The sequence below is a fragment of the Ensifer sp. LC163 genome (genome assembly GCF_001695855.1).
Classification (GTDB): Bacteria; Pseudomonadota; Alphaproteobacteria; order Rhizobiales; family Rhizobiaceae; genus Ensifer.
Map to the genome: position 1 here is coordinate 133,492 of NZ_MBSS01000034.1, position 17,652 is coordinate 151,143.

The 17,652-nt window shown below is 62.3% G+C and carries 15 protein-coding genes, 2 tRNA genes and 1 pseudogene; 8 read left to right on the forward strand and 10 right to left on the reverse strand.

Going from position 1 to position 17,652, the window contains the following annotated elements:
- Positions 1 to 22: 22 nt before the first annotated feature.
- Positions 23 to 538: a 3-hydroxyacyl-[acyl-carrier-protein] dehydratase FabA gene (gene fabA, locus BC360_RS23215; RefSeq protein WP_025425501.1), complete on the reverse strand. Its 516-nt coding sequence runs from the start codon at positions 536 to 538 to the stop codon at positions 23 to 25.
- A 321-nt stretch (positions 539 to 859) separates the two neighbouring features.
- Between fabA and irrA the strand changes: the two genes are divergently transcribed.
- Positions 860 to 1,285 (forward strand): iron response transcriptional regulator IrrA, encoded by a 426-nt coding sequence (gene irrA, locus BC360_RS23220; protein ID WP_065784909.1) that lies wholly within the window; start codon positions 860 to 862, stop codon positions 1,283 to 1,285.
- A gap of 10 nt (positions 1,286 to 1,295) precedes the next feature.
- Here the strand turns inward: irrA and BC360_RS23225 are convergent, their stop codons facing one another.
- From BC360_RS23225 to BC360_RS23245, 5 genes are all read right to left on the reverse strand, one after another.
- Entirely contained in the window at positions 1,296 to 1,931 is a 636-nt protein-coding gene (locus BC360_RS23225) for a trimeric intracellular cation channel family protein (protein ID WP_065797056.1), read from the reverse strand.
- Positions 1,932 to 2,001: 70 nt separating this feature from the next.
- Positions 2,002 to 2,802 (reverse strand): YdcF family protein, encoded by an 801-nt coding sequence (locus tag BC360_RS23230; protein WP_065784896.1) that lies wholly within the window; start codon positions 2,800 to 2,802, stop codon positions 2,002 to 2,004.
- A gap of 76 nt (positions 2,803 to 2,878) precedes the next feature.
- Complete coding sequence (locus BC360_RS23235) at positions 2,879 to 4,054, reverse strand: TMEM43 family protein (RefSeq protein ID WP_065797184.1); 1,176 nt, start codon at positions 4,052 to 4,054, stop codon at positions 2,879 to 2,881.
- A gap of 168 nt (positions 4,055 to 4,222) precedes the next feature.
- Positions 4,223 to 4,298: transfer RNA gene (locus BC360_RS23240), tRNA-Ala, on the reverse strand.
- Between the two features lie 199 nt (positions 4,299 to 4,497).
- Positions 4,498 to 4,890, reverse strand: coding sequence for a TIGR02300 family protein (locus tag BC360_RS23245; RefSeq protein ID WP_065784625.1), 393 nt, complete (start codon positions 4,888 to 4,890; stop codon positions 4,498 to 4,500).
- A 284-nt stretch (positions 4,891 to 5,174) separates the two neighbouring features.
- On the opposite strand from BC360_RS23245, the gene aroA reads away from it, so the two are divergent.
- The 3 genes from aroA (at position 5,175) to rpsA (ending at position 9,142) form a co-directional block, all read left to right on the forward strand.
- Complete coding sequence (gene aroA, locus BC360_RS23250; RefSeq protein WP_065797057.1) at positions 5,175 to 6,521, forward strand: 3-phosphoshikimate 1-carboxyvinyltransferase; 1,347 nt, start codon at positions 5,175 to 5,177, stop codon at positions 6,519 to 6,521.
- A 113-nt stretch (positions 6,522 to 6,634) separates the two neighbouring features.
- On the forward strand, positions 6,635 to 7,270 hold the full coding sequence (cmk, locus tag BC360_RS23255; RefSeq protein ID WP_065797058.1) for a (d)CMP kinase: 636 nt from the start codon (positions 6,635 to 6,637) through the stop codon (positions 7,268 to 7,270).
- Positions 7,271 to 7,435: 165 nt separating this feature from the next.
- Positions 7,436 to 9,142: a 30S ribosomal protein S1 gene (gene rpsA / locus BC360_RS23260; RefSeq protein WP_025425511.1), complete on the forward strand. Its 1,707-nt coding sequence runs from the start codon at positions 7,436 to 7,438 to the stop codon at positions 9,140 to 9,142.
- A 242-nt stretch (positions 9,143 to 9,384) separates the two neighbouring features.
- On the opposite strand, the gene BC360_RS32220 is transcribed toward rpsA, so the two are convergent.
- On the reverse strand, positions 9,385 to 10,983 hold the full coding sequence (locus BC360_RS32220) for a hypothetical protein (RefSeq protein WP_065797059.1): 1,599 nt from the start codon (positions 10,981 to 10,983) through the stop codon (positions 9,385 to 9,387).
- A gap of 412 nt (positions 10,984 to 11,395) precedes the next feature.
- On the opposite strand from BC360_RS32220, the gene BC360_RS23270 reads away from it, so the two are divergent.
- Positions 11,396 to 11,728, forward strand: a complete 333-nt coding sequence (locus BC360_RS23270) for a DUF6665 family protein (protein WP_065784611.1) — start codon at positions 11,396 to 11,398, stop codon at positions 11,726 to 11,728.
- Here BC360_RS23270 and BC360_RS23275 read toward each other — a convergent pair whose 3' ends face one another.
- Positions 11,729 to 12,502: a hypothetical protein gene (locus BC360_RS23275; protein ID WP_065784610.1), complete on the reverse strand. Its 774-nt coding sequence runs from the start codon at positions 12,500 to 12,502 to the stop codon at positions 11,729 to 11,731.
- Between the two features lie 326 nt (positions 12,503 to 12,828).
- On the reverse strand, positions 12,829 to 13,350 hold the full coding sequence (locus BC360_RS23280; RefSeq protein ID WP_065784609.1) for a BA14K family protein: 522 nt from the start codon (positions 13,348 to 13,350) through the stop codon (positions 12,829 to 12,831).
- A gap of 218 nt (positions 13,351 to 13,568) precedes the next feature.
- Between BC360_RS23280 and BC360_RS23285 the strand changes: the two genes are divergently transcribed.
- From BC360_RS23285 to BC360_RS32840, 3 genes and pseudogenes are all read left to right on the forward strand, one after another.
- The gene (locus BC360_RS23285) at positions 13,569 to 14,996 is read left to right on the forward strand and encodes a phosphomannomutase (protein WP_065784608.1); all 1,428 of its coding nucleotides are present in this window, start codon (positions 13,569 to 13,571) and stop codon (positions 14,994 to 14,996) included.
- Between the two features lie 78 nt (positions 14,997 to 15,074).
- A tRNA-Leu gene (locus tag BC360_RS23290) sits at positions 15,075 to 15,161 on the forward strand.
- Positions 15,162 to 15,381: 220 nt separating this feature from the next.
- Positions 15,382 to 15,531: pseudogene (locus BC360_RS32840) on the forward strand (adenylate/guanylate cyclase domain-containing protein); the annotation flags it as partial.
- A gap of 13 nt (positions 15,532 to 15,544) precedes the next feature.
- Here the strand turns inward: BC360_RS32840 and BC360_RS23295 are convergent.
- Entirely contained in the window at positions 15,545 to 17,521 is a 1,977-nt protein-coding gene (locus tag BC360_RS23295) for an adenylate/guanylate cyclase domain-containing protein (RefSeq protein WP_065797060.1), read from the reverse strand.
- Between the last annotated feature and the right edge of the window lie 131 nt (positions 17,522 to 17,652).

Consider the following 17,652-nt stretch of genomic DNA (forward strand, 5'->3'; position numbering starts at 1 on the left):
TCGGTGCGGGAGTACCCGCGGCTTAGTCGGTCTTTTCCTTCGACAGACCGACACGCAGGTCGGTTGCCTGGTAGATGGTTTCACCGTCGGCCTTCAGCCAGCCGTCGGCAGTGCCGAGGACGAGGCGGCCGCGCATGACCCGCTTGAAATCGATTCCGTACTCGAGCAGCTTGGTATGGGGGCGAACCATGCCCTTGAACTTCACTTCGCCGGTCGACAGCGCCATGCCGCGGCCCGGTTCGCCGAGCCAGCCGAGGAAGAAGCCCGTCAATTGCCACATGCCGTCGAGACCGAGGCAGCCGGGCATGATCGGGTTGCCCTGGAAATGGCAGGGGAAGTACCAGTCGTCCGGACTGACGTCATATTCAGCGCGGATGAAACCCTTGTCGAAAGCGCCGCCGGTTTCGGAGATTTCCGTGATGCGATGGACCATGAGCATCGGTGGCAGCGGCAGCTGGGCGTTGCCGGGGCCAAACAGTTCGCCTCGGCCGCAGGTCAGGATTTCCTCATAGCTGAAGCTGGATTGTCTGGTCGTCATCAATGGTTGTTTCCCCGAGTAACATAAAGTGTTGTCAGACTTGCTTTAGAGCAAGTTCGCTGTGAAATGAAGCGTGCCGATGGCCGTTTTCGATGTTTCCGACGTCGGCGTCGCCCATTCTGATGGCGATATCGTTCCGCCGTCGCTTACAGGATCAATGTGGGTCCGACCAGAGTTAAATACCAGCCTTCCCCGAAATAGGCCGGTTTTTCAGGCATTCCAAGTGTGTCGCACCTTAGAATCTATTGAAAGAGCAGCGCGCAAAAGTTATATCGCAACGGAAGTATTGTAAATTTTATGGGATCCATGGAACGCTCCTTGATGACGAAAGCAACCGAAGTGAGTTCGGAAGAGAGATTGCGCAGCTCGGGTCTGCGCCCGACGCGTCAGCGTGTCGCCCTTGCCGATCTGATCTTCGCCAAGGGCGACCGTCACCTGACTGTTGAAGAACTGCATGAAGAGGCGGTCGTCGCCGGAGTGCCGGTTTCACTGGCAACCGTCTACAACACACTGCATCAGTTCACCGAGGCCGGCATGATCCGCGTGCTCGCGGTGGAGAGCGCCAAGACCTATTTCGACACCAACGTGTCCGACCATCACCATTTCTTCGTCGAAGGCCAGAACGAGGTCCTCGATATCCCGGTGAGCAATATCGAGATCGGCAATCTGCCGGAGCCGCCTGAAGGCATGGAGATTGCCCATGTCGACGTGGTCATTCGTCTTCGCCGCAAGCGCGAGCGGTCGTAACAACCTGTTCCTACATCACATCGTCGGGGTCGCGGCCGGGGCTTGCCTTGCCGATCGGCAGCGTCCAGCCGTATTTGAGCGCGCCGGCGCGTACGGTGAAGGCTGAGATCACGCCGAGCGTCGAGGTCGCCGCCAGCGGCAGTCCGATCATCGTCGCGACGACGAAGACGCCGGAGCCGACGAGAGCAGCCGTCACATAGACTTCCGGACGCAGCAGCACCGAAGGCTCTCCCGCCAGGAGGTCGCGCAGGACGCCGCCGAAGGTTGCCGTCAGCATGCCGGTGACGAGGGCGACCCCCGGCGAGCCTGTTGCCGCCAGACCCTTGGCCGCGCCCATGACGCAATAGGCCGACAGGCCGATCGCATCGAGCCAGACCAGCACCCGGTACCGTGAATCGAACAGGTGCGCCGTGAAGAACAGGATGACGGCCACTGAGGCGCAGACCAGAAGATAGTTCGGGTTGAGCACCCAGAACACCGGCGTTGCGCCAAGGACGACGTCGCGCATCGTTCCGCCGCCGATGCCAGTGACCGAGGCAAGGAACAGGTAGCCGATGATATCGAGCTGCTTGCGCGAAGCCGAGAGCGCACCTGTCGCTGCGAAAACGGCGACGCCGGCGTAATCGAGGATTTCCAGGATCGTCATGGCCGCTCCGTTGAAAGGCGTATCGCTGTTGTCGGTCGCATTGCAAGCTGGAGCATCCGGGCCTGCCGCGTCAACGGGGTGAGGCGCTGGGAAGCAGGCTGTCGGTGCGACCGCCGAAGTAATAGGCGGTGAGGCCGATCCATTCGCGCACTGCCGTCGTCGTCAGCTGGGCATTGAGCGAGGGCTGGGTAAAGTCGAAGCTGGGCGTGACCGTGCCGCTGGTGCGGTAGTCCGTCGGCCAGGGAGTGACCTCCAGGCCGAGCTCGTGGAAAAGCCCGACCGAACGCGGCATATGGAAGGCCGAGGTGACCAGTGCGCAGTTTGAAAGCCCGTTTGCGGCCAGCAGCGCCTTAGTGTTGCGGGCATTCTCGAAGGTTGTTCTCGATTGCTCCTCGCGGATCAGCCGCTCGGGGCCGATGCCGAAGGCGGCAAAGAAGGCTTCCGACGCCTTGGCGTCGCCCTCATAGGCGCCGCTGAACGAACCGTCGCCGCCGGAAACCAGGATGCGCACTTCAGGGTAGCGCTTCGCCAGCATGGCCGTCTCGATGAAGCGGTCGGCCGCCTGGTTGAACTCGATGCCGCCGCGGCTCGCCATCACCTCGTTCTCGAAGGCGCCGCCGAGCACGATGATGCAGGAGAGGGTTGCGGGCGGCGCGGTCGGCCGCGGGAAGCGATCCTCGAGCATCTGCAGGAAATAGGATCCTGATGTCGTGAACAGGCTGACGAAGAGCACCAGCGCGCCGAGCAGGCCGAAGGCGACGCCGGTGCGCCGGAGGCCGACCGCCGTCAATAGCAGCCCTGCAAGGGCGGCGAAGAACGCCAGGGAAAGGGGCTGCGCGACGAGCCAGAAGATCTTGGAAAGCAGAAACATCAGGCCGGTGTTCTTCGCTACGATCCCTTAATATTTCGCAAAGACGTGGCTCGGGCGTCTAAAGCCACGCCGTTGGTCAGGCGGTCACGCCGCCGGACATCGGTTTCGCCTTGCCGGCGCGGAGATAGCCGATGCCGAAGGCAATGAGCGCGCCGACCGCGATGATCGCCAACGACAACAGCGGCCGATAGGCAAACCAGGCGGTGGCGATGACCACGGGGCCGATGATGAGCGTCAGGATCGCCGCGATGATGCCGGTGCCGAATGCGACCACCGAACCCAGCACCGGAATGACGTCGGCAATGATGGAAATGAGCGACAGCATCAGCGTGAAGCCGATGAACAGGCCGATCAGTCCGCCCACCCGAACCAGCCAGGTAATCAGCGTGTTCTGGCTCTGGGCAGCGTCGAACATTTCGGCAGCAGTGCCCAGGCCAGCCGAGCTCAGGAACAGGTCGCGGCCGTTCGTCGTACGGTAGGGGGCAAGGCTGCCGCCCTTCTGCGCTGCGACGAAGCTTGCCGTTTCCGTGTCTTCGCGGGTAAAGCCGATGCGCAGATCGCCGACCTCAGGGTTCTGGCGATCGGCGGAGACGAAGATCGTCTGGCCGTCGGTCTTGACGGGGTGATCGGTGCCGAGCGCCTCGGCGAGGCGTTGCAGGTCGGCATCCGCCATCGGCACCGGACTGTCGCTGCCAAGATCGGCAACGACCCTGCCGTCGACGGAAAGCGCGCCGAGCATCGCCCGATCGACGGTGAAGCGCTCGCTGGAGATCGGCATCTCCGGGTTCTGATGCCCGTTGCCGTCGCGGAAATCGGCCGAATCGGCGCGATCGCTGCGCCACTCCTTGGCGTAGGAATAGGTGGTGACCGTTTCCTCGCCGCCGCCGAGCGTCTTGCGTGTCTCGCTCTTCTTTTCCTCGACCCATTGGTACATCTCGACCGAACGGCGCAGGCCGGCAGCGCCTTTCGCGGAGATCCCGAGCAGGCTATCGGCCGGTGTGCCGACAGGCTCGATCCGACCGGCGATGTGAACCAGCTTGCTCTCGTTGCCAGCCTCGACTGCACCGCTGTCGATGTCGATCACAGCGCCGGCGCCCTCGACCAGAGCGCGATAGGTCTTGACCGAGCGGCCCTCGTTCCAGGCAAGCAGCCAGATCATGCCGAAGACCAGCAGCAGCCCGATGAAGATGCCGATGACACCGTTCTTGAGGCGTGCAAACCACGACGTTCTGGTCGTTTCGGTAAAACTCATCTGATCCCTCGGCACGTGCTTCGATCCGGCTTCGCAAGCGAACCGTTCGATTTTCCCGTTGGTAACAGAAAAAAAGCGGAAAGGAATATACCGGCCGGCATGTGCAGGCGGTTGGCCCAAACATGGTGAAGGGTGGTCAGTTCAAGGATTTGTATTTCAGGAGAAGTTTGGTGGAGCTAAGCGGGATCGAACCGCTGACCTCTTGCATGCCATGCAAGCGCTCTCCCAGCTGAGCTATAGCCCCATATCGGGTCCGGCAAGGCCGGTTCCGGGAAACTCGTTGGGCTGTTGTGCCCGGCGAGTGGCGGCTTATTACTTCTGCTTTTCGCGGATAGCAAGCCGAAAATGTCAGGCCGGTGGAAATAATTTTGGCTCCGGCCCGATTTGCTCCCGTCCGCGCCATCTGGCAGGGACGGGAGGCATTCGCGTATTATTATAAGCGCTTAGACGTCGTCTTCGTCGTCGGACACGCCGATGAGGTCGCTCATGTCGTCGTCATCGTCTTCGTCGTCGGTCTGCAGGAAGGTATCGTCGTCGTCGTCGCCGTCGATCTCCACGTCATCGTCGCCCAGATCCGGAATCTCGTCGCCGCCGGCTGCTTCGTCGTCAGCTTCCTCGAGCGATACGAGTTCGACTTCCGTGTTCTCGGTGTCGACTTCAGCGACGTCCTCTTCCTCTTCCTTCTCAAGCACCTTGGCGACCGAGGTTTCTTCGAAGAAGGACAGCGGGTAGGACTTGCCGGTGTAGGGGGAAACGATCGGATCACGGTTCAGATCGTAGAATTTGCGCCCCGTTTCCGGGTCGATGCGCTTTGTTCCAAGTTCCGCTTTTGCCACAGTCAAAGCCTCTTGAATGGCCGGCCGAGCCGGCGCTTGCCGGAAAGCCGGCGGGTGGAAATTATATCAAGCCTATGATGATTAGCCGGTCCCCATAATCATCTTGGCCGCGTCTGTCAAAGATAAATCGCGAAAGCCCTGCGCTGCCTGCTTTTTCTTCGCCGGGCAGGATGATCGCGCAATCGCTTTGTGTTAGGCAGCGGGAGCGGAAGGTGGCCGCGCCGCCGTTGCTGTTTCGCATGTGGCGAGGGATGGTGCCGGCCACAGGTTCGAGGAAGGTTTATATGTCCGCTGGCGTGATCGCAAAGCCTGCCATTGCGCGCAGATCCGGGGCACTCGGCGGCACGGTGCGCATCCCTGGCGACAAGTCGATTTCACATCGCGCCCTGATGCTCGGTGGACTTGCGGCCGGTGAGACGCGCATTGCCGGCCTGCTCGAAGGCGAAGATGTCTTCAACACGGCAAGGGCAATGCAGGCGCTGGGCGCAACGGTGCGCAAGGAGGGCGACACCTGGATCGTCGACGGTGTCGGCAACGGTGCGCTGCTTGCGCCCGAAGCGCCGCTCAATTTCGGCAATGCAGGAACCGGGTGCCGCCTGACCATGGGGCTGGTCGGCGTTTATGATTTCGCGACCACTTTCGTCGGCGATGCCTCGCTTTCCAGGCGCCCGATGGGCCGGGTTCTCGATCCGCTGCGCCAGATGGGCGTTCAGGTGACGTCGGCCGAAGGCGGCCGCCTGCCGGTGACGCTGCGCGGACCGAAGACGGCAAACCCGGTAAGCTATCGCGTACCGATGGCCTCGGCCCAGGTGAAATCCGCCGTGCTGCTTGGCGGTCTGAACGCGCCTGGCATCACCACGGTGATCGAGCCGGTGATGACCCGCGACCATACCGAGCGGATGCTGCAGGCCTTTGGCGTGAACCTGACAGTTGAGGCTGGCAACGAACGCGAGCGCATCATTCGGCTCGAGGGGCAGGGCAGGCTGACGGGCCAGGACATCGATGTCCCCGGCGATCCGTCGTCGGCCGCCTTTCCGCTTGTGGCGGCACTTCTCGTGCCGGGTTCCGACGTCACCATTCTCAACGTGCTGATGAACGCCACCCGCACGGGACTTATCGTTACGCTGCAGCAGATGGGCGCCCGGATAGATGTGCGGAACACGAGGATTGCGGGCGGCGAGGATGTGGTGGATCTGCGCGTCCGCTCTTCCGAGTTGAAGGGCATCACCGTGCCGGATGATCGCGCCCCCTCGATGATCGACGAATACCCGGTGCTTGCCGTTGCCGCGGCTTTTGCCGAGGGGCGCACGGTGATGCGCGGCCTTGAGGAGTTGCGGGTCAAGGAATCCGATCGCCTTTCGGCGGTTGTGGCCGGGCTCAAGCTCAACGGTGTCGATTGCGAGGACGGCCCCAGTTTCCTCGTCGTGCACGGCCGCCCCGGCGGCAAGGGTCTCGGCAATGCCGCGGGCACTGCGGTTGCCACCGATCTCGACCACCGTATCGCCATGAGCTTCCTCGTCATGGGCCTTGCCTCAGAACATCCTGTTACCGTCGACGATACGACGATGATCGCCACCAGCTTTCCAGGATTCGTGGAGCTGATGACCGGGCTGGGCGCGACAATCGAGTAGGGCCACGATCCGGGTGTATCAATGGGGACAGCAAAGTCGCATTGTTGGTGCGTGGATTCCATGTCGGTTTTAATCTATCTGGCTTGATAAAATTATTGATCGCAGGGCAATTCATGATCACCATCGCCATCGACGGACCCGCAGCGGCAGGCAAGGGCACGCTCTCGCGCCAGATCGCCGAAGAATACGGCTTTCACCATCTCGACACCGGGCTGACCTACCGCGCGACGGCCAAGGCCCTGCTCGATGCCGGCCTGCCGCTCGACGATGAGGCGGTGGCTGAGCGCACGGCGCTCGAGGTCGAACTTGCCGGCCTCGATCGCGCCGTGCTGTCGGCACACGCGATCGGCGAGGCGGCATCGAAGATTGCCGTCATGCCGGCCGTGCGCCGCGCGCTCGTCGAGGCGCAGCGGGCGTTTTCGAGAAAAGAGCCGGGCACCGTGCTCGACGGCCGCGATATCGGCACCGTCGTCTGCCCCGATGCGGCGGTGAAACTCTACGTTACCGCCTCGCCGGAAGTGCGGGCGAGACGCCGCTATGACGAGATCGTCGGCAACGGCGCCGCCGCCGACTATGCGGCGATCTTCGATGATGTGAAGAAGCGCGACGAGCGCGACATGGGGCGGGCAGACAGTCCTTTGCGCCCGGCCGATGACGCGCACTTGCTTGATACGTCTGAAATGAGTATAGAGGCGGCGTTTCAGGCCGCGAAGTCTTTGATCGATGCGGCCCTGATCAATAAGATCTGAAGAAGAGCCTTTTCCCGACGCTGTCAGGATCGCTCTTCTTGCATAAGCCTGAAATTCCGTCCACGCGCCGGATTGTCCCTTTGATGGGGCGGACTGGGTTCAGGCCTGTTCAACACCAGCCCCCGGCGCATGTGCGTCTCTTATGAGATGCATGCAGGAGATTCCATGTCTGCTACCAACCCAACCCGTGATGATTTCGCAGCGCTTCTCGAAGAATCCTTCGCGAAGACCGATCTGGCCGAAGGCTATGTTGCCAAGGGCATCGTCACGGCCATCGAAAAGGACGTCGCCGTTGTCGACGTCGGTCTGAAGGTCGAAGGCCGCATCGCTCTGAAGGAATTCGGCGCGAAGGCCAAGGACGGCTCGCTCAAGGTCGGCGACGAAGTCGAAGTCTACGTTGAGCGCATCGAAAACGCGCTCGGCGAAGCTGTTCTTTCGCGCGAAAAGGCTCGCCGCGAAGAAAGCTGGATGCGCCTGGAAGTGAAGTTCGAAGCCGGCGAACGCGTCGAAGGCATCATCTTCAACCAGGTCAAGGGTGGCTTCACCGTCGATCTCGACGGCGCCGTCGCCTTCCTGCCGCGTTCGCAGGTCGACATCCGTCCGATCCGCGACGTCACTCCGCTGATGCACAACCCGCAGCCCTTCGAAATCCTCAAGATGGACAAGCGTCGCGGCAACATCGTCGTTTCGCGTCGTACCGTTCTGGAAGAATCCCGTGCCGAACAGCGTTCTGAAATCGTTCAGAACCTTGAAGAAGGCCAGGTTGTCGAAGGCGTCGTCAAGAACATCACCGATTACGGTGCGTTCGTCGACCTCGGCGGCATCGACGGTCTGCTCCATGTCACCGACATGGCATGGCGCCGCGTGAACCATCCGTCGGAGATCCTGAACATCGGCCAGCAGGTCAAGGTTCAGATCATCCGCATCAACCAGGAAACCCACCGCATCTCGCTCGGCATGAAGCAGCTCGAGTCGGATCCGTGGGATGGCATCGGTGCGAAGTATCCGGTCGGCAAGAAGATCTCGGGCACCGTCACGAACATCACCGACTACGGTGCGTTCGTCGAGCTGGAGCCGGGCATCGAAGGCCTGATCCACATCTCCGAAATGTCCTGGACCAAGAAGAACGTACACCCCGGCAAGATCCTGTCCACGAGCCAGGAAGTCGACGTCGTCGTTCTCGAAGTCGATCCGACCAAGCGTCGTATCTCGCTCGGCCTCAAGCAGACGCTCGAGAACCCGTGGCAGGCATTCGCGCATAGCCATCCGGCTGGCACCGAAGTTGAAGGCGAAGTCAAGAACAAGACCGAATTCGGCCTGTTCATCGGCCTCGACGGCGACGTTGACGGCATGGTGCACCTTTCCGACCTCGACTGGAACCGTCCGGGCGAGCAGGTCATCGAAGAGTTCAACAAGGGCGACGTCGTTCGCGCCGTTGTTCTCGACGTCGACGTCGACAAGGAGCGCATCTCGCTCGGTATCAAGCAGCTCGGCAAGGATGCAGTCGGCGATGCCGCGGCTTCCGGCGAACTGCGCAAGAACGCTGTCGTTTCGGCCGAGATCATCGCCGTCAACGACGGTGGTATCGAAGTGAAGCTCGTCAACCACGAAGACATCACCGCGTTCATCCGCCGCGCCGATCTGTCGCGTGACCGTGACGAACAGCGTCCGGAGCGTTTCTCGGTTGGCCAGGTTGTCGACGCACGCGTCACCAACTTCTCCAAGAAGGACCGCAAGATCCAGCTGTCGATCAAGGCTCTGGAAATCGCGGAAGAGAAGGAAGCCGTTGCTCAGTTCGGTTCGTCCGACTCGGGCGCTTCGCTCGGCGACATTCTCGGTGCCGCTCTGAAGAACCGCCAGACCAACGAGTAATCGTTGCCTGACGCCTGAAATGAAAAGGCCCGCGGAGAGCGATCTCCGCGGGCTTTTGCTTGTGGGCGTTTGCTCCGGCTGCCGCGTCCTTGGATTTGGTGGATCGTCTCGATCCGATCTACTGCATAATTCCTTACATCGGAATCGATTTAAGGAGAAAATTATGCAGCAAGTTTAGGGTGTTACAGCGCCCTTAGCGCGTCATATTTGACGCGCGGCGCTGTAATTGATCGCTCTAAGGATCAGCCGAGACCGCCGAGCTTGCGATAGAGTTCGTAGACGTCCGGCTCGGCATTCTGTTCGTCGCCCCGACCGTCCTTGCCGTCCTCGGTCTGCTGAGCATCCTTGTTGGCGTCGCCCTGCCCGGCTTCGCCGTCGCCCTGCGCGGCTTCGCCGCCTTCGCCTCGACCTTCGTCCCGCTCGCTCTTTTCCGTCTCGCTCTTCCCGTCCTCAACTGCGATCGGATAGGGGATCATCGCAAACGGGATTGCCTCGCGCGGCAGCCCGTTCTCGATCAGCCTTGCGATTGCCTGTTGCATCGCTGGGTCGTCAGCCGGCTTCTGGGGCCGCTGGGCAGCGGTGGCGCCCGTGGCGCCAGATTGCTCCGTCTGATCGTCCGCAACGCTCAGGGCGGCAAGCTCGGCGCCTGCAGCCGTATCGCGGGGCCGGAGCGGGTTTGTGCGGCCGGGTTCCGCGCCGTCCGTTTCTGTCTGGCTTGATGCTGCGCTGGTTTCGGCGCTTTCGAGTTCGGGCGCGATCACTTCGGGCCTCTCGGTGCCGGTGGGTTCTCCCGGTAGACCGAGCGTATCGCGCACGATCGCCTTCAGCGCGTCCGAGAGCGCGCGGCCTGCTTCGCCACGTGTCGTTGTCCTGCCGTTTGGCCGCTGATCGTCGCCGTCGGGCAGGGGGCGGTAAGTGCCATCCGGCTCCGCGCCTTCGTCGGTGCGGCCTACCTCGGTGCCGGCATCCGTCCGGGCAGCGCCGTTGCTCGGCTCTGCTTCCGTGGCCTTTGCAGGCAAATCGAGATCGTCTGCCGCGGCGGCAGGGTGCGATGACGGATTTTCCTCCTCGTCAGCCGGTGCTTTGCCGGCCGCCGCCGGGTCGGTGGCTTCCGGATCGGCCTCGCCACTGACGATGGCGGCGAGCGCTTCGATTTCGGGGCCGTCCAGCGAAGGCAGCCTGCCGGGCATCGTTCTGGCGCCTTCGCGCTCGGGCGAAGCCTGAGGCCGTGCCGCTGCTCCATCGTCGGTCGGCAGCGTCGCGTCCGCCTCCTCTGTTGCCAGGCTCGACGTGTCATTCTCGCTGCCAACGCCAAAGGTTTTCTTCAGCGCCGTCTGCAGCAAGGCAACCTCGCTTGCGACCGACGCTCTGGCGGTGGCCAGATGCAGCGGGATTGCCGGCTGCAAGGGCGGGTTGCTCGGGCTCGGCAATACTGCGCCCGTCGACACGGGGACTGCACCGTTTCTGATTGCCGGCAGGTCTGCGAGAATACCGACCCGCAGCGCCAGGCTGCGGCCGCCCAACTGTCGCTCGAGCGCCAGGCGTTCCGGCATCGGCATGGCTTCGAGAAAGGTGACGAGCCGGCGGACGAAATCGCGCCCGCCCTCCTGTGGCAGCGGCGGAAACTTGAGGATGCGGGCGAGATCCTCCATCAGCCGCACAAGCGCGTCCTTGGACAGGATCTCGCGGCCGGCGAGGTGCCGGGTCAATGCATCGAGGATCTTCTGGATCGCTTCGCCGCGCTGGGCGGCCGTCAGAGGGGTTGCCGGTTGCTGGGGCCGTGCACTTGCCTCCTCGGCAAGTCCGGTCGCGGTTCTGACCGTGAGAATGGGTGTCAGCATTCTGGTCTCCCTCTCGCTTGACCCTCGGGTTGACGAGCGGCCGCCGGCCGCCACATTCCACGCGTTTTCACGGATCACCTCGACCATCCGCCGCACAGATTGTCACTTCGGTTCGGGCTGGCGCCTCATGCGCGTCTCGGCCAACCGGCCAGACCTGCCGCAGCGTGGCTGCGGATACGGGAATCGGCATGATGCTGCGATGTTAGGCGAGACAGGTTTATGAAATCTTAACCATACGGCGGGGCTGCACCGGCGCCGCAAGGCCCCTGTCGTGGGCCTCGCAAGTCTCCATGTTTCCGCACGATCCCTTTGCATCGGGATTGATCTCGCGGCAAGATTAGGCGTTGCCGCCCTCCGTCGCGCGCCCTGTTCGACGCGTGGCGCCAATCGTGCCAGAACCACGGAGTTTCGGATGACTGTTCGCCCTCCAAGATCCCTAAGCCCCTCATATGCTGCTTCGGGCACCCTTAGCGCCCTCGAATACGAATTGCTTTCGGAGCGCGCCGACGCGCTCGGGCGACATGGCCTCAAGGTCGAAAAGGCGATTGCGGCGTTGCAGGTACTCGAGCGGAATGAAACCACGCCGGAGCTGCGCGAACGGCTGCTAGACGATGCCGCCGATGCAGTCTGGGCATTTTTTATCCAGCGTGAGATCTGCGGCCTGCGCGATAGCCGCGACGCGGTTCGGCGCTATGGCATCCCCAAGCAGGTCATGGCGCGGCTGGGGATCGTCCGGCGAAAATGATCAGGCGGCGATAAATGCCTGGTTGGCGAGGCTGTAGCGGCCGATCTCGTCGATCAGGAGTGCAAGCGGGCGCTTGGCTTCGGCCTCGCGCGCGTCTTGCACGTCTTCCAGATTGTCTTTTGCCTCGAGCGCCTGCAATTCCTTCTGCTGCTCGACAAGGGTCTCCCTGTCGGCAACGCGCGTCGGGTCGCTCGTCAAGCTATCCAGTTGCAGCTCGTCCAGCGATTTCGCTTCTGCAGCATCAGCAAGGCGCTGTATTGCTTTCGTAGCGCCGTTGCTTTGGCCGGCCTTCGAGGCGCCCTTGCTGTCGAGGGCCTCGTCCAGCTTCTTGCCTTGGCTGCCTTCGGGGTCCTTGATCGCATCGATCAGCTCGTTCAGTGAAACATCGATATCCGTCAGCCCCAGCTTCTTCTCGATGTCACGAACCGTATCGGCCGGGAGGTTCTCGACGATCTTTGCCAGAGCGCTGCCAAAGGCGAAATCGGACTTGAAATCCTCACGCTTCAGGTCGAAGAACTCGCCGACTTCACGGATGAGCACCATCCGGTTGTTGTTGGCACCGTTTCCAGCCTGATTGAAGAAATGATCATTGATCTTGGTGTTGGCTGCCTTCTGGGCGTCGTCCGACTTCACCTGAGCCTTCAGGATCTTGTCGTCCTTGGTGCCCTTGGCCTTTTCGTCCTCTTCCGCCTGACGCTTCTCGATATCCTTCACGATCGAGCCGACGAGATTGGTCGTTGCTGTGGCGCTGGATTGCTGGGTCGGGAGCAGCATCGTTTCATTCCGGCAAAAGGTTGCGAACGTGATGAAACGGTAAGATAGCGAGGTTAATCGCTGCTTAACGGTCCGGTGAGGATTGTCGACGCCGTCCGGAGGCCAAAAGCGCCCGGCCCTTCGGGTGGGCCGTGTGTCGGCCACCGGCAGCGTCGCAATCCTCGACCGATGCCAAGGCATCGCTCTCAGGTCCGCTCCTCGCCGGATGACCGCACACGGTCCCACGCAAGAGGTCAATATCAGCGCAGGTTGGTATAACCTGCCTTTCCAAGAAATTGGAGCGGGGAAAGCGGCGCAACGCTGGCGTTGCGCCGCTTGGGCGTGACCTATCGATAGGGCGAGTAGCAGACTCTATAGACGCCCTGATAGGTGAGGAACCGGTTGGTTGCCGGGTTGTAGGAGCGGTAGCGCGAGAAGCACCAGCTCACATGCGAACTGGTGCCGCGGCGAACATAGTTGTCGCGATAGTAGTAGCGCTCCCGGTAGTAACGCCGCGGATAGTAGTCGTCGTAATAGCGGCGTTGATAATAGCGGCGTTGATAATAGTTGTTGTAGTAGCCGCCATAGCTCGGTCCGAAATAGAAGCTGAAGCCCGGCCGGTAGTATGAGCCCCAACCCCCGCCGTAGCCAGGTCCGTAGCCAGGTCCCCATCCGCCACCCCAATCGTTGGGATAGCGAACGCCGCCGTATCGCCTGTACGGGTAGTATTGGGCGTTTTGGACATCGCCTTGCGCCTTGATTTGAACGTCGCGGCCTGCCAGCGGCATGGCCGGGGCAGGCCCGGCCGAGGTCATCAGGGAGGCGGCGGCCAAGGCGCAACCGACAACGAAATTCCGAAATCCCGTCATGCTTTCCTCGCTTTCCGAAAGGGTTGCTTTCCGGTTGTGTCCCTGCTTCACATTAGGTGTTTTTTTCTTGGTTTATTGATGGCGAAACGGTGCGGATCCGGTCGACCGTTTGCCGAATTTCCACGCTGTCTGCCGTCCGGTATAGGATGCGCCGGCGCGTTTGCCATGTCACTGTTATTTTTGCCTATTGTCGCTAGGCCATGTTCACGGAGTATGAGATGCAACTGAAGTTCGGTACCAGCGGCCTGCGTGGCCTGTCCGAGGAGCTGAAAGGCGAACCGTCTGCACGCTATGCGAAGGCCTTCGCACGGCACCTGATCGCCTCCGGGCAGGCGCAGGCGGGAGATCCGATCCTGATTGCCCGCGACTTTCGCGATTCCAGCCCCGAAATCGCGGCGGTTTGCGCCGATGCCCTGAAGAGCGAAGGCTTTCGCGTGTTCGATTGCGGCACCGTGCCGACCCCGGCACTGGCGCTCTATGGTCTTGTCCATAAGGCAGCAGGCCTGATGATCACCGGCTCGCATATTCCCGCTGATCGCAACGGCATCAAATTCTACCGGCCAGACGGCGAAATCGACAAGACCGACGAACTGGCGATCAGTGCCATCGCCGACGCCATTGCCGGCGAGGCCGTACCTTCGCCCGGGTCGGGAGAAGATCACGCGGCATCGGCCGCAGAGTTGTTCCTTCACCGCAACAGGGACCTGTTGCCGCCCGGGTCGCTTCGCGGTTTGCGCATCGGCGTCTATCAGCACAGCACCGTTGCGCGCGACCTGCTCGTCGAGCTTCTGACGTATCTCGGGGCCGATACGATCGCTCTCGGCCGATCCGAGGATTTCGTGCCTGTCGACACGGAGGCCGTTTCGCCTGAAACGCTTTCCAGGCTTGCCGCATGGGCACCGGAACATCGACTGGATGCGATCGTCTCGGCCGATGGCGACGGCGACCGGCCGCTGGTTGCCGACGAGAAAGGGGCGCCGCTTCGTGGCGACCTGTTGGGCCTCGTCGCCTGCGAGTTCTTGGGTGCGCTGGTGGTCGCGACACCGGTCACCTCCAATTCCGGCCTCGAACGGGCCGAAGGCCTTTCGGTCATCCGCACCCGCGTCGGTTCGCCCTATGTGATTGCCGGAATGGCGCAAGCGGTCGGAGAGGGTGCGACAAAGGTCGCCGGCTTCGAGGCCAATGGCGGCACGTTGACGGCCAACGATTTCCCTGTCGGCCATGGTGTCCTCAGGGCGCTTCCCACCCGTGACAGCTTCCTGCCGATCCTCGCAGTGCTTGCGCGCGCCGCAGAGCGCCGGATGACGCTCTCGGCGCTGGCGGTATCCTATCGACTTCCAGTCGCGCTCAGCGACCGGCTCGAAAACTTCCCGGTCGAAACCAGCGCCCGGCTGATGGCGCATCTGCGCGGTGGGGCCGAGAACCTCGGCGACTTCCTCGCCGGAATTGGCCGCCCGGCCGCCGTCAGCGACATCGACGGCCTGCGCGTAACCCTTGCCGACGGCCGCACGATTCATTTCCGGCCGTCCGGCAACGCACCGGAGATGCGCTGCTATGTTGAGGCCGAGACGACGGCAGAGGCCGAATCGCTGCTTGCTCAAGGACTTTCCACAATTCGATCCTGGGCAAAAGCGGCGTCAAACTGACCTTTTTCGTGTTCTGACACGAAAACTTCAAAATGCCTGTTGACACTTCGGCTCGGGCCTTTTACATGCCGGTCCGTCGCCCAGATGGCGGAATTGGTAGACGCGCCAGCTTCAGGTGCTGGTACTCGAAAGGGTGTGGAGGTTCGAGTCCTCTTCTGGGCACCATTCCTTTAGCCAAACATTTGTTTTGGTTCGAAAAACCCCGGCAAGCCGGGGTTTTTTCGTTTCTGGCTTTGCCCCGAGCGGTGAGCGAAGCCGCCAAGTTTACTCGACGAAAAGTGCCCGAATTCCTGCGCCGGAAACGACGCGGCAGAGCCCGCGTACCTGCGTCGGATTCGCGCCCTCGCTGGCGCGCCAACGGAGCCATTTCTACAGCGTTCAACCCATTGGCGCGGCACAGGGTGGCATGGTCCTGGTCGCAATCAACCTTCTATCGTGGCGCGGCGTGTTCTGGGCGGTGTGGCCGTTGCTTGCCATCGCTGTCGCCGCGGGCATCCGTTGGGTCATGCACCAGAGAAATAGCGTCCGGCGTTGACCGGACGCGCCTCTCAGGACGATGTTGTCGGCGTCTGCGAAACTGCCGTCTCAACAATCGGCCGCGCGTTCAGAACCTCGTAGATCTCGAGCGCGGTGGCGCGCCCCTTGGCCTGCGCGGATCCAAGCGGCCTGAAGGTGATCGCATCGGAGGCCTGGGCGACGACCGCGCCGCTTGCCATGATCGTCGTGCCGTAGTTCTTGTTCATGCCTTCGAGCCGCGAGGCGACGTTCACCGTGTCGCCCATGGCGGTATATTGCAGCCGCTCCTTCGCGCCGACGCTGCCGACGACGGCGGTGCCGGTGTGGATGCCGAAGCGGGTGCGGAACTCCGGCAGGCCCTTCTTGCGCTGCGCTTCGTTGAAGGACTGCAACCGTTCCTCAACCGCCAGTGCGCAACGACAGGCATTCTCCGCATGGCGCTCGTCCGGCGCCGGCGCGTTCCACATGGCAAACACCGAATCGCCCAGGAACTGGATGATCGTGCCGTCATGGGCATCGACGACCTCGCTGAAGATGTCGAAATATTCCGAAAGCATTGCCACCACTTCTTCCGGCGCGTGCTGCTCGCTCAAGGTGGTGAAATCGTAGATATCGGTGAAAAGTGCCGTGACCTCCTGGCGCCAGGCCGCGCGGCCGCTGAACTGGCCGGATTCGATGCCCTTGCGCACCAGTTCCCGCGGCACGTAGAGCGCGAAGGTGAAGATCGCGTCGCGCGCCCGGTTCATGGCGCCGCCGAGCGTGGAAATCTCGCTGACATGCGACGACACGTCGATCGGCGTGGTGAAATCCAGGTCCTGCAGCCGGTTGGCGCTGGCGGTCAGCTGGTTGAGCGATTTGGTGATCAGGTGCGCGAGCACGAGCGAAGACAGGACCGCGAGCGCCACCACGGCGCCGGATACTGCGAGCCCCTGGATCAGCGTCCTGTTGGCATCGGCCATGAGCTCGTCAAGCGGTGCGGCAACGACTACCCGGTGTCCGGTCAGCAGCAGTTCCGATTCAAGCGGCGTCACCATGACCAGATAGGTCCTGTCGCCCACCTCGACGAAATCGGCCTTGCCGGGCGGCGGCGGGCCGAGGCGGATGCTTTGCACCAGGGGATCGTTCTGCGGCGGGACGATCGGATCGGCCTTGTCCTTGGCAGACAGGATGCGTTTCATCATCGTCCGGTCGGAATGGATGATCGGCCGGCCGACTGCATCGAGGATGAAGGAGACGGAATCCTTCGTCAGTCGTTCGCGCGACAGGAAATCGGTGATGGTGTCGAGAACCACGTCGGCGCCGATGACGATCTTGGGATTGCCGCGATGCGCCTGCGAGATCGTCATTCCGAGCGCGCCGGTCGTCGCCATTTCATAAGGGCCGTTCGACACGGCCGCGGTGCCGTCGACGGCCGACCGGTACCAGGGCCGGTTTCTCGGATCATAGCCTGAAGGCGGCAGCCGCCGCTCCGTCGTCGGTTCGCCCGCCTCGTTGAGGAAGATGACGCGATTGACCGGTTTGCCGCTGGCATCGTGCTCCATCGAGCGGACGGCCATCGAGGCGCCGCGTGGCGCATCAAGCGCCATGCGCCAGGCGATGTGTTTGAGATCGACCACATGGAAGAACGCACCGCTCGGATAGCCGACATAGACGCCGTCGATATGCGGCGACCGGCTGATGCCTTCGCGCAGCACCGCCGCCTTGTCGTTCATGCGCTCGGGCGGCGGTACGAGGAAGGAGTTGGCGACCGACGAGACGAGGCTGACCAGAGCCGAGGTGTCGCCGGACAGCACGCCGAGACGATCGACCAGCCGGCCGGCAAAGCCGCGCATGTTGGCTTCGGCGTCGGCTACCGCGGCGTTGCGCGAGCGATGATAGTCGAGCCCGACCAGGATGCCCGACACGGCGATCAGCATGGCGACCATCACCAGGCTGAACAGCGAGCGCAGCGAACTGTTCCAGCTGTCGCGTATCCTGGTTCCAAGAAAGCCGGGCGTCTTGTTGGCCATTGCGTGTCTCTGATCTCGCGCCTATCCCGGCGATGCTAAGTGCTTTTCCCATAAAACACGTTAATCGGCGGGAATGCATTCCCCGCCGTCAGCGAAACCCTGAAATCTCCGATAGGCGAAGGGCTCATCCC